Source organism: Adhaeribacter aquaticus DSM 16391 (genome assembly GCF_000473365.1).
In the GTDB taxonomy this organism is placed as follows: domain Bacteria; phylum Bacteroidota; class Bacteroidia; order Cytophagales; family Hymenobacteraceae; genus Adhaeribacter; species Adhaeribacter aquaticus.
Genome location: NZ_KI421517.1, coordinates 3,176,356 through 3,188,434 on the forward strand (window position 1 = coordinate 3,176,356; position 12,079 = coordinate 3,188,434).

Here is a 12,079-nt window from a genome sequence, read left to right on the forward strand (position 1 = left end):
AAATAATATTATAAATTTACAATATAGCACTACCCTATAAGTTTGCTCCGGAGAGGTATCAAACCAAAAGCAACTCTTATTGTACGCCCATGAAACATAGAAAATTACACACCAACCATTACCTTGAAATAGAATACAATCTGATTGATGATATTATCACAGGTAATTGGATAGGTCCGCAAACAGAATCTTCTATTAAGGCAGGATATGAAGATTTAAGTTTTTTCATGCAGCAACAGGTTTGCCATAAACTGCTGGATAACCATTTGGAAGTAAAGGGTATTTGGGTGGATGGAGCGGGCTGGATGGCATATGACTGGCACCCCAGAGCTGAAAAAAATGGCCTTATTTACCATGCCTGTGTTTATTCCCGGGATACTTTCAGCCGTTTATCCACTCACCAAGCAATACATATGGTAGAAAAAGGCATTATTGAGGGTTTTGATACCCGGGAAGCCGCAGAAAACTGGTTAAAAGCAGTTTAATATTTAATTATAGGGTATTGTTGTGTCTTGACTAGCCCGACTAATAGAAGCTTCCCAAAATAACCTGATAAACGTAGGCAAATAACCTCAAATTAAATAATTGCGCAGTCTATTCTCCACTAACACGCTTACCGGTGTATAATTAAATGGTTAAGAAATAAGCTTCCCTTTTTTGGAATTTAAGACTTTCAAGGACTGGTCCTAAATTATAGAGATTAATTTATCTAAACACATTTATCTCTGATTAGCTTTTATTTTTAAACCATTATATAAATCGATAATTACTTTCTAGTGTTTTGATATCAATTAAACCATCAAGCTATCCAAATTCTTATATTTTCTTCTTTGGAATTTATATTGACAAGGTTTTCAGAATCAACCTTCTTTTTTTGAGATAAAGCAAAATCAGAAATCCTCAAATCAATAGTATTATAACCTTTAGACTTTGAATACCCTAGCCTAAGTTATCAAATATAAAAGTAATTTTGCCTCTTCTTTTATCTTATTTATTTAACTATAGTAATACCTTTATATTTAATTTTTCGTAATGGTTATTTATTAAACCAAACCTACCGGGCTTTTTGCTTTTAATTTTAAATATGATTCAAGAGCTTAAAAATACCTTTGACCGGGTATATCTTACCATTGAGGTTGATGATAAAAACAAATGGGTTCATGTAAACTGGATGGGTTATTTAACCGAAGAAAATATTAAAACTGGCGGAACTGCTTACATAGATGCTTTAAAAAAGGCGGATTACCAGTGTGTTTTAAACGATACCCGTATGATTGTAGGGGGGTGGAATCATTCTTTGGACTGGGTAGTTAATGAGTGGGCACCTTATGCCGCTTCCTCAGGATTAGAATATTTTGCTATGATCAGTAATCCTGAATCTTTTGGAGGTTCTTCTGCCTCTAAATTTTATGAAGATTTAAAGGCTTTTCAGGCACAGGTTTTCAATGAAAAGCGCACAGCTGAAGAATGGCTTCGTCAATTTTCTTTACGTAAATAAAGGAAAGCTTAGTAAAGTTATTTTTGATAAATAAGTATAAATGGAACAGGTAATAACATTAAGGAAAGTATTTGGTGAAGTCTTCATTACCATCCAAAGAATGCCTGATAATGCCTTTATTTTAGCGGAATGGTTTGGAGTACAATCCGTTGAAACTGTGATGCAGGGCGGTTATAGGATGTTGGAGTTAATAAAAGAAAAGCCTTGTTCTAAATTACTCAATAGCAATAAAAATGTAATCGGGTCTTGGGATATGGCTTTGGAGTGGGCCCAAAATGAATGGACGCCTCAGGTTAGGGCGGCAGGATTAAGATATTTAGCCCAGGTAGTTCCCTCGAGTATTTATGCCACCATGACCATTGAAACGCTTATTCAGCGCATAAATAATGATCTGGAAATAAGAACTTTTGAAGATGAGGCAGCGGCAGAAGCCTGGCTTCGGTCAGTACCGGATTAAACCTAAAAAATATAAAATTTAACCTCGCTTTTTACGGTCTTAGACTCACTAATGAGCGGATGTTACTTCCGTTCTTAATTAATCTATTCCATAAATTTAATTCCCAGTAAACCCTTGCCACCCGCATAATCAATCGCACTGCTGTAAACATAATGCGTTGCTTCCGATACCAGGCCAGCTACAACGGGGTTGTTATGGATGTAATTTAAACAGCGTTGTTGTTTATCGTTGTCCGAAAGCTCAATGGGATGATATTGGTTTTGCCAGAACTGGTATTTCTGGTGTTTGGAGCTATTTTCAGCAGCGGTTCTAAATATCTCCAGCATCCAGTCCTTCCGGCTTTCCTGCGGGTTTTCGGCAATGGTCCGGATTAGCGCGACGGAAGTATATTTCTTAAAGTCCCGCACAATGTCTGGCAAGGGATGTTGCCCCGCCGTTCCTAAAGCCAGATGAAGGTGATTAGACATAATGCACCATGCGTAAATTTCTAATCCTTTTTGTTTCCGGCAATGTTGCAGGCTTTCTATAACTAAATCTTTATAAACTTGCCGGGTAAAAACATCTACCCACTGCACCACGGCAAACGTGATAAAATAAATTTTTTCCTGATCCCGGACTTTGTATTTTTCACTCATTATCTAATAAACGTAGCTAGGTCAGGTTTTATGTAATTATTGGAATAGGCAGGGTACTACAACTTTTTTTCTCCTTACTTTACAAACTAAATTATGGCGCGGAAGTTACTTCCGTGCCTTGCTGCTTTCCTTAATGATAGAATATAATGTAAAGAAGCTAATATTAAAATTAACTTGAATCATTTTTCGTGGAGCTATAATTACCTATAGTAAAAATTAATTTTTGGAGATTTAGAAAGGCACGGAAGTAACATCCGCACCATAGTGGGAAATATATCAACCATCTAAATGTGGATTTAGAGAAAATATTTCTTTTTTTTGGACATCCAAAAATGTATTCTGTTGAAAAGAAAAAGTAGAATTGGCTAGCAAGTTTGTTATTCTAAAATACCAAATTGGTAGAATTTTAAAACCTAATGGCGTGGAAGTTACTTCCGTGCCTTCCCTCCAAAATCCTCCTGACAACAATCACCCCCAGAACTGACAATCGTCATCTTTTAAGCTAGCGGATCTGCGGAAATTTGAAGTGTTAAAAATAGAACACGCACATGTCAACGCTAACGCTAACGAAACCAAATCCGCCGCTCCGGAAAACCGAAGAAAAAAGCTGGCTGGATACCTTTTACTACGACAATAAAATTGTCCGCGACTTCGGCTATGCTACCTTGTTCTGGGGAGTAGCCGGTATGCTGATCGGGGTACTTATTGCCTTCCAATTGGCTCGTCCCGAACTGAATATGGGCACGCCCTATACCACCTTTGGCCGCATCCGGCCGCTCCACACCAATGCGGTTATATTTGCGTTTGTGGGCAACGGTATATTTATGGGTGTTTATTATTCGCTGCAACGCCTGTGCAAAACCCGGATGTACTCCGATAAACTCAGCAGCCTGCATTTCTGGGCCTGGCAAGCCGTAATTGTGGCTGCCGTAGCTACCTTGCCTTTAGGCTATACTACTTCTAAAGAATATGCCGAGCTGGAATGGCCGATAGATATTGCTATTACACTGGTGTGGGTGGTGTTTGGCTGGAACATGTTCGGGACTATTTTAAACCGCCGCGAGCGCCACTTATACGTGGGTATCTGGTTTTACATTGCTACCTTCTTAACCGTTGCGGTATTGCACATTGTTAACTCTTATGAAATTCCGGTTACCTTCTTAAAAAGCTACTCGGGTTATGCCGGGGTACAGGATGCGCTTGTGCAGTGGTGGTATGGCCACAATGCGGTAGCATTCTTCTTAACTACGCCTTACCTGGGCATGATGTATTACTTTTTGCCAAAAGCCGCTAACCGTCCGGTTTATTCGTACCGCTTATCCATTATTCACTTCTGGTCGTTGATCTTTATTTACATCTGGGCCGGTCCGCACCACTTGTTATATACCGCCTTGCCTGATTGGGCACAAAGTTTAGGGGTAGTATTTTCGATTATGCTGATTGCACCCAGCTGGGGGGGGATGATTAACGGGTTATTAACCCTGCGTGGAGCCTGGGATAAAGTACGCGAAGAGCCGGTACTTAAATTTATGGTAGTGGCTATTACCGCTTACGGTATGGCTACCTTCGAAGGGCCGATGCTTTCCCTGAAAAACGTAAATGCCATTGCCCACTTTACCGACTGGATTGTAGCCCACGTACACGTCGGCGCTTTAGGCTGGAATGGCTTCCTGACCTTTGCTATCCTGTACTGGCTATTGCCCCGCATATTCCAGACCAAATTATACTCTAAAAGATTAGCGAATACGCACTTCTGGTTAGGCACGCTGGGTATTTTATTCTATGCCATACCTATGTACTGGGCCGGCTTTACCCAAGGCCTGATGTGGAAACAGTTTAACGACCAGGGGGTACTGCAATACGCTAACTTCTTGGAAACTGTGATGCAAATTGTACCGATGTATTACCTGCGCGGTATTGGCGGGGTGCTGTACTTAGCTGGCGTGTTTGTGATGATTTACAATGTGGTGAAAACCGTAAAAACCGGTACTTTATTAGCCGACGAAAAAGCTCAAGCCGCTCCGCTGTTACCTGCCATCCAAGAAGGGCACGAAGGCGGTCACTGGCATCGCTGGATTGAGCGCCGCCCGATACAACTAGCCGTTTGGGCTACCGTAGCCATCTTAATTGGTGGTATTGTAGAAATGATGCCTACCTTCCTGATTGATTCTAACGTGCCGACAATTGCTGCCGTGAAACCTTACACCTCACTGGAATTACAGGGCCGCGATATCTACATCAAAGAGGGCTGCGTGAACTGCCATACCCAAATGATCCGGCCGTTCCGTTCCGAAACTGAGCGTTACGGCGAATATTCCAAAGCGGGTGAATTTGTGTACGACCGTCCTTTTCTGTGGGGCTCTAAACGTACCGGACCCGATTTACACCGGGTAGGCGGGAAGTATCCGCACAGCTGGCACTACCACCACATGCTAGACCCAACCAGTATGTCGCCGGGTTCCATTATGCCAAGTTACCCCTGGTTATTCGAAAACCAACTGGATGTAACGGATACCGAAGCCAAAATAGAGGCGCTGCAAAAGCTAGGTACACCTTACCCTGCTGGTTACGCCCAAAGAGCCAACGCCGATCTGCAAAAACAAGCAACTCAAATTTCGGCGGAGCTAGCCAAAGAAGGCATTGAGGTAAAACCAGATAAAGAAATTGTAGCCCTGATTGCTTATCTGCAACGCCTGGGTACCGACATTAAAGTGAAGGAGGCAGAATAAAATAAAGCCAAGGATCTACTGCTTATGGAGTCTAGTCCATGCTCCATAAGCAGTAGTCAAAAACTTAGGGTTGTCATTCCGAGCCTGTCGAGGAATCTAATACTTCCTCTTATGGCTGGCGAGCGGTGCTAGCTAAGACTAAGACAAAAGCAATATTATTTAGATCCTTCGACTACGCTCAGGATGACCGAAAGTCGGGAGCGGAGGCTTAGAAAGCTTCACCAGTTTGGCCAGTCAGGGTCTTCTAAAATATCTTTTGTGAGGAGGTTCATTCCTAGTTTAGTAAGTACCCTCCCGGCAGCAAATGAAAATAAAAAGTTAAGAAATATAGCTACTCACTAACAGCTAGAAATCATGTATAAAAACGTATTACAAGCAATAGACGGCATCCAGATTTATCCTTTAATATCTTTCGCCATCTTCTTTATCTTCTTTATTGGGCTTATCTTATTCGTGATTTTTTCCGATAAGAAGCACATCTTATCTATGAGCGAGATGCCCCTGCAAAATGAAAATAAAACCCCACTTTTAGAAGAATTACAGTCATGAAAAAGAATATATCAACCTTATTAGCGTGGGGGGGCGGTAGTTTATTAGCAGTACCTGCTTTAGCCCAAGAGGCCGCCAGTGAAGTACCCAAAGCAGCCGATAGCGGATTAGCTGATTTGCCGGTAACTTTAATTTTGGGAGGAACTATAGCAGCTTTTATATTGCTGCTGCTGCTGATATTTTTGTTAATTAATTTTATAATGGCTTTGCCATTTCTGTTTAAATTTTACGGGCATCCGACTCGTCAGAATTCGGCCATGGCTCGCTTTATATTCCTTTTCCGCGGCGATACTACCACCTTTACGGGTAAAGCAGCCGATATTTTAATGGAAGATCATTCCTACGATGGCATTCATGAGTTCGATAATGATTTACCGCCCTGGTGGAAAGCTTTGTTTTATGTAACCGCAGTTTTTGCTGTAATTTACTTAGTAAACTTCCACGTGATGGGAGGCAAACTGCAAACAGCAGAATATGAAGCTGAAATGCAGCAGGCTGCTTTACTTAAACCAAAAAACAATAATAATGCTAATGAAAAAACCGATTACAAACCATTAACCGAAGCACCTAAACTGGAAGCCGGCCATAGCTCCTTTACCCAAAATTGTGCGGCTTGCCACGGCCAAAATGGCGAAGGAATGGTGGGGCCAAACTTAACTGATGAATTCTGGTTACACGGTGGTGATGTAAATGATATTTTCAAAACTATTAAATATGGTGTAACCAGCAAAGGAATGGTGGCATGGCAAAGTAAGTTGTCTGACGATCAGATTTTAGAGGTATCCAGCTATATTTTAAGCATTCATGGTAGCAATCCGGCTAATGCAAAAGCCCCACAAGGTGAGAAGTATGTAGCAAAAAAGTAGTAAATAGTGTTTGGTGATTTAGAAAAATCAGCCATTTCAGTATCTAAATAGGAAAGCTTTTACCTGATTTTCGCTTTCTTCTTTAAGGCTGAATGGTTGATTTTCTTTTTTCTTTGGTTTATTTATTTCCGGCGTGAGCCCTATTGCCTCATGGCCGGCAGGCCCGAGTGTCAAACTGGTGAAGTTTTTCTATAGCTTTTTCTGCATTTCTATTTCTTTATTCTCTTTTTCTAAATCCAAATCTTTCCACTGATCCTAATTAATTCGGAATGACTTTTTATTTAGATTTTTCCTGAATGACATAAAGTTTTGATGGTCCTTAAGATAATAAAACCAAGAGAAAACTAATACTAGTCTATGCGATGAGGGCCTTTGAGCTTTCCGGTGCGAAGCATTCCGACGAAAGGAGGAAAGGGAAGATCAGCAGCCCGAATCGGATGGACGAGGCCTGCCGGCCATGAGGCCACGGGGACCTGAGCGCATTATCAGCACCAGAGTTAAGAAAGATGCAATCTTTCGATAGACAAACCCTAACGGCCAAAAGCAAGACAGTAAAAATTACTAGAGAGAACGCTGCCAATAGGAATAGAAACTTACCTTACTATTACCAATAACAATCATCCTATACCATGACGCCCGTCATCTTTTTCTGCATGGTAAATAATGAATTTTGTACAGGAGAAAGGCAAATGTTACTAACTCCAGCCAATCACAAATTTTAAAGCGCACATTTAAAATTTATAAAACCATGGGACAGGTAGTTGTGGACAAAGAAGCCTTCCGGGACTCGATTGCCACCGTAGATAAAGAAGGAAAACGGGTTTGGCTTTACCCGAAAAAGCCGGCGGGAAAATTTTACAACTACCGCAAACTGGTAAGTTATGGCTTTTTAATATTATTATTTGCCGGTCCATTTATCAAGATAAATAACCTGCCAATTTTAATGCTTAATCTGCCGGAACGCAAGTTTATCATCTTCGGCATGATCTTCTGGCCCCAGGATTTCTTTATTCTGCTGCTGGGTTTTTTGGCTTTTGTGGTATTTATCATCTTGTTTACTATTGTATACGGTCGAGTTTTCTGCGGATGGGTTTGTCCTCAGACCATATTTATGGAAATGGTTTTCCGGCGCATTGAGTACTGGATTGAAGGCGACCACATGAAGCAAAAAGCTTTAGATCGTGCCGAATGGAATGTAGATAAAATCCTGAAAAGAACCGCTAAACACGGGTTGTTCCTCCTGATTTCCTTTCTTATTGCCCATACTTTTTTGGCCTACATAATTGGGGTAGATGCTTTAAAGGAAATTGTATTGGATTCACCGTCTAATCATTTAGCTGGGTTGACTTCCCTAATAATTTTTACCGGAATTTTTTATGGGGTATTTACCTGGTTTCGGGAGCAGGTTTGCACTATTGTTTGCCCTTACGGCCGTCTGCAGGGAGTGATGATGGATCAGAAAACTACTGTGATTGCTTACGATTACAAACGTGGTGAGCCCCGGGAAAAGCTTCATAAAAATCAAGTTAGAACGCAAGGGGATTGTATTGATTGCTACCAGTGCGTGCAGGTTTGCCCTACCGGAATTGATATCCGCAATGGAACTCAATTAGAATGCATAAACTGTACGGCCTGTATGGATGCCTGCAACAACATTATGAACATGATAGGCAAACCAGAAAACCTGATAAAATATGCCTCTGAAGAGGCCATTGCCGAAGGGAGGAGCGGCCGGTTTACTTGGCGCATGAAAAGTTATACTACGGTTTTATTTCTTTTAACGGTTGGTTTTGTCACCCTACTAGCTACCCGCAACAATGTAGATGCCACTATTTTGCGAACGCCAGGTATGTTGTACCAGCACAAAGGCAATAACCAGATCAGTAACTTGTACAACATTCATATTATTAACAAAACCATGGATGCCATGCCGATTACTTTAAAATTACTGGAACCTCAGGGAAATATTCAGTTGGTGAAGGAAAACCTGGTATTACCAGAGCAAGGCATAATTGAAGGCGTTTTCTTCGTTGAAATTCCAAAAAATGAATTGAAAAAGACCAGCACCGAAATAAAAATTGGCGTGTACAGTGGCGAGAAATTAATCACCACCGAAAAAACCAAATTCCTGGGCTCTGGAATATAAAAAGATAATAAAGTTTGGCTAGTGTTAGCGCCAGTGCCTTTAAATAAAATTATTATGGAAACTAAATTACAAAACAATTATTCATCCTGGTGGCCTAAGGCCATTATAGGAACCTTTGTCTTCTTTGCACTTTTCATCGGTAATATGGTGCGGCAAGCTATGAAATCGGATGTGGATTTGGTAAGCAAAGATTACTACAAACAAGAAATTGCTTATCAGCAACATATAAACCAGGTAACTGCCACCCAAAAAATTTCAGATCAAATTTTTATTAATCAGGCAGATGCCGCAGAGCAACTAAGTCTGGTGTTTCCTAGCCAATATGCAGGGCAAAAAGTTACCGGACAAGTACATTTTTTTCGTCCATCCGATGCCAAACTTGATTTCGAAATGCCCTTAAATCTTAACTCTGATCAGCAACAACATATTCATACAAATGTTATGGTCAAAGGGTTGTGGCGGGTACAGCTGAATTGGAATGTGGCCGGTACAGAATATTTTATACAAAAGGATATAACCCTTAGATAACCATGATCTGGGCAGGTTTTTTATTTGGCATATTAGGCAGTTTTCATTGCATTGGGATGTGCGGCCCAATAGCAATGGCGCTGCCGGTTGGCAGGGGCGCTGGTCTGCACTTTGTGGCAGGCCGGTTCCTGTACAATTTGGGCCGCATTATTACCTACTCCATCCTTGGCGCCCTGATAGGCCTATTTGGTCAGGGTTTACAGGTAGCGGGTTTGCAGCAAACGCTTTCCATTTTATCAGGTGTATTAATCCTTTTATTAGTGGTAGTGCCGGCCACTTTTTTGGGCAAATTCAGACAGAAGACAGGTTTAGAAAATTTATTAAATGTAATAAAGAGGACTTTGGGCCGCTACTTCCAAAAATCATCACTTTGGTCTTTAGCAGTAGTGGGGGGGCTAAATGGATTATTGCCTTGCGGTTTTGTGTACTTTGCTTTAGCCGGCGCCATTAGTATGCCTACTGTACCGGAAGCTATGCTGTATATGTCCTTATTTGGCTTAGGCACCTTCCCCCTAATGTTTATTATTTCATTATCCGGCAAGTTTATTAAATCCCGCATTCGGCACTTCTTTAACCAGGCAGTACCCTATGCCGCTACGATTATGGCAATTTTATTTATTCTGCGAGGTATAAACTTAGGCATTCCTTATGTAAGCCCGGCCCTGGCTAAAACCGGCACCGGCGGAACCACGCTTCATGCTTGCTGCCAGAAAAAGCAATTGCAAGGCCAAGTATCCAAATTCCAACACCAATTCTATCAAATAACAAGTTTACAAAAATGAAAAATATTTTAGTACTGACCGACTTTTCTGAAAACAGTGTAAATGCTTATCGGTATGCTGTGCAACTGGCTGGTGCAGTTAAGGCAAACCTAATGTTGGCTTTTAGCTCCAATGGAGCAATCATGACATTAGTTAGCCAGCAACAGTATTCACAAATGTTGCACAGTTTTGCTAAACGTTATAGCTGCGATTCCCAAATCCAAGTGGAATGCCTGGTTAGCAGTGATCATTGGCCGGAGGCCGTTTCGAAACTGATAAGCTTTCACAATCCCGATTTATTAGTTGCTGGTTCGGGTATGTTGCCTTTGTTAATCAAGGATGAGGAACGATCGTTAGAAAATTCGTTGGCACAATGTCCGGTATTATGGGTACCAGGGCAGGCTAATTTTAAATCACAAAAACACCTGGTATTTGGCACCGATTTTACCGACCAAGATATAGCTGTCGTTCAACAAATTAAAGAATTGGCCTCTATTTTCAATGCCCAGGTATCAGCCGTGCATTTTTATTCCCAAGCAGATAAAACCCGGACCTCAGAACTAAAAAAAGGAGGAGAAGATTTGGATTGGGCTTTGGGTGGTATTCGTTCTAAATATTTTCTGGTTGAGAATGAAAATATAGTTCAGGGATTGCAGGGCTTTGCCCGGGGCATTCAACCTTTTCCCACAGATTTATTCATTCTGGCTACTCAGGATTTTTACCTGGCACAGCAATATTTTGGATTTACTAGTCAGGAACAGGAGAAAAATCAAGCTTTCATTCCGCTCCTAAATATTTACCAGAAAAAGAAAAAAGCCTGTTCAGGAAGTTGTGCTTTATGTCAAAAAAGAAACAAACCGGCCATAGATAAAGCTGAGGTGTTATGATTTACTGTTCCCAATTTTAATTACTACAATCTAATTGTCTTCTACCTATTATCAAACATTAAATACATTATATGAAAACTATCCTTGTTCCCATCGACTTTTCTGTTAATGCTGATAAAGCATTACAATACGCGACAACCCTGGCTGCTCATGAAAGAATAAGAATTATCTTATACCATAATGTGGCTATGCAGGTAAATTTTTCGGAGATAACGATCTGGAATTCAGCTGATCCAGATTTAATAGAGTATTATCAGGGCAAGTTGAATAAAATTGGTGTAAAATATCGGTTAGAAAATAATTTTAAGTTTGAGGTAGAGGCGATTTGTGGGGAAGGATCTTTAACTGACAATTTGAACAAGCTGGTCAAGGAGAAAAGGGTAGATTTAGTAATTATGGGTACCAAAGGAGCAAGTTATTTTGTAGATAGATTATTAGGTACAGTGGCGGCAACTTACCTGGAAGAAGCAATTTGCCCGGTTTTAGTAGTGCCTGCTCATACGCCGGCGGTGTTGCCTAAAAAGATTGCTTATGCAACTGATTTGGAAAGGGAAGAGGCCAGTTATATAAAACAACTTTTGGCTGTAGCCACTTTCCTAAAAACTGACATTACCTTGGTAAATATTTCTGAAGACTATGAGTTAAATGTGGTTTCTGATGAACAGGTAATTGATGAAATCGTGCAGGAGTTAGGTAACCACCCTTTTGGGTTTGAGCAGGTAAAAGCCAATGAGGTAGTAAGTGGCCTGGAAAAATATGTATTGTCTGCTAACATAGATGTTTTAGCGGTTGCTATGCGGGAACATTCTGAGTTAGAAAAAATTTTCTTTCAAAGCACCACTGATCAATTAGCCTTTAATGCTAAAATACCCCTGTTAATAATACCCATGATGCCTTATACAGTTAACAACTCAACTAATCACCAAACTGAAGTAAAAAATTAGTCATCAAGCAAAGTCTTCCTGGTAAATAGTCTTAAAAATCCTGCTTTATGAAATAAAGCAGGATTTTCCCGCTTAATAA

12 protein-coding genes are annotated in these 12,079 nt (G+C 40.7%); 11 read left to right on the forward strand and 1 reads right to left on the reverse strand.

The annotated features are described in order from the left end of the window. Positions 1 to 89: 89 nt before the first annotated feature. The 3 genes from ADHAQ_RS0116380 to ADHAQ_RS0116390 all read left to right on the forward strand — a co-directional run bounded on the left by ADHAQ_RS0116380 (position 90) and on the right by ADHAQ_RS0116390 (position 1,955). The gene (locus tag ADHAQ_RS0116380; RefSeq protein WP_026463864.1) at positions 90 to 485 is read left to right on the forward strand and encodes a hypothetical protein; all 396 of its coding nucleotides are present in this window, start codon (positions 90 to 92) and stop codon (positions 483 to 485) included. A 599-nt stretch (positions 486 to 1,084) separates the two neighbouring features. Then, positions 1,085 to 1,498, forward strand: coding sequence for a hypothetical protein (locus ADHAQ_RS0116385; protein WP_026463865.1), 414 nt, complete (start codon positions 1,085 to 1,087; stop codon positions 1,496 to 1,498). A gap of 40 nt (positions 1,499 to 1,538) precedes the next feature. Continuing rightward, positions 1,539 to 1,955: a hypothetical protein gene (locus ADHAQ_RS0116390; protein WP_026463866.1), complete on the forward strand. Its 417-nt coding sequence runs from the start codon at positions 1,539 to 1,541 to the stop codon at positions 1,953 to 1,955. 83 nt (positions 1,956 to 2,038) lie between these two features. On the opposite strand, the gene ADHAQ_RS0116395 is transcribed toward ADHAQ_RS0116390, so the two are convergent. Then, positions 2,039 to 2,590 (reverse strand): REP-associated tyrosine transposase, encoded by a 552-nt coding sequence (locus ADHAQ_RS0116395; protein ID WP_026463867.1) that lies wholly within the window; start codon positions 2,588 to 2,590, stop codon positions 2,039 to 2,041. Positions 2,591 to 3,138: 548 nt separating this feature from the next. Between ADHAQ_RS0116395 and ccoN the strand changes: the two genes are divergently transcribed. From ccoN to ADHAQ_RS0116440, 8 genes are all read left to right on the forward strand, one after another. Then, entirely contained in the window at positions 3,139 to 5,319 is a 2,181-nt protein-coding gene (gene ccoN, locus ADHAQ_RS0116400) for a cytochrome-c oxidase, cbb3-type subunit I (RefSeq protein ID WP_084523875.1), read from the forward strand. 354 nt (positions 5,320 to 5,673) lie between these two features. Beyond that, a complete protein-coding gene (locus ADHAQ_RS0116405) occupies positions 5,674 to 5,868 on the forward strand; it encodes a hypothetical protein (RefSeq protein ID WP_026463869.1) in 195 nt (64 codons plus the stop codon). Then, the gene (locus tag ADHAQ_RS26015) at positions 5,865 to 6,734 is read left to right on the forward strand and encodes a cbb3-type cytochrome c oxidase N-terminal domain-containing protein (protein WP_051359977.1); all 870 of its coding nucleotides are present in this window, start codon (positions 5,865 to 5,867) and stop codon (positions 6,732 to 6,734) included. The genes ADHAQ_RS0116405 and ADHAQ_RS26015 overlap by 4 nt, the downstream gene beginning before the upstream one ends. A 748-nt stretch (positions 6,735 to 7,482) precedes the next feature. Then, on the forward strand, positions 7,483 to 8,880 hold the full coding sequence (ccoG, locus tag ADHAQ_RS0116420) for a cytochrome c oxidase accessory protein CcoG (protein ID WP_026463870.1): 1,398 nt from the start codon (positions 7,483 to 7,485) through the stop codon (positions 8,878 to 8,880). Between the two features lie 54 nt (positions 8,881 to 8,934). Beyond that, complete coding sequence (locus ADHAQ_RS0116425; protein WP_034257420.1) at positions 8,935 to 9,408, forward strand: FixH family protein; 474 nt, start codon at positions 8,935 to 8,937, stop codon at positions 9,406 to 9,408. 2 nt (positions 9,409 to 9,410) lie between these two features. Further along, on the forward strand, positions 9,411 to 10,190 hold the full coding sequence (locus ADHAQ_RS26020; RefSeq protein ID WP_071781126.1) for a sulfite exporter TauE/SafE family protein: 780 nt from the start codon (positions 9,411 to 9,413) through the stop codon (positions 10,188 to 10,190). Then, positions 10,187 to 11,056, forward strand: a complete 870-nt coding sequence (locus ADHAQ_RS0116435) for a universal stress protein (protein ID WP_026463872.1) — start codon at positions 10,187 to 10,189, stop codon at positions 11,054 to 11,056. The genes ADHAQ_RS26020 and ADHAQ_RS0116435 overlap by 4 nt, the downstream gene beginning before the upstream one ends. Positions 11,057 to 11,127: 71 nt before the next feature. After that, positions 11,128 to 12,000: a universal stress protein gene (locus ADHAQ_RS0116440; RefSeq protein ID WP_026463873.1), complete on the forward strand. Its 873-nt coding sequence runs from the start codon at positions 11,128 to 11,130 to the stop codon at positions 11,998 to 12,000. Positions 12,001 to 12,079 lie beyond the last annotated feature (79 nt).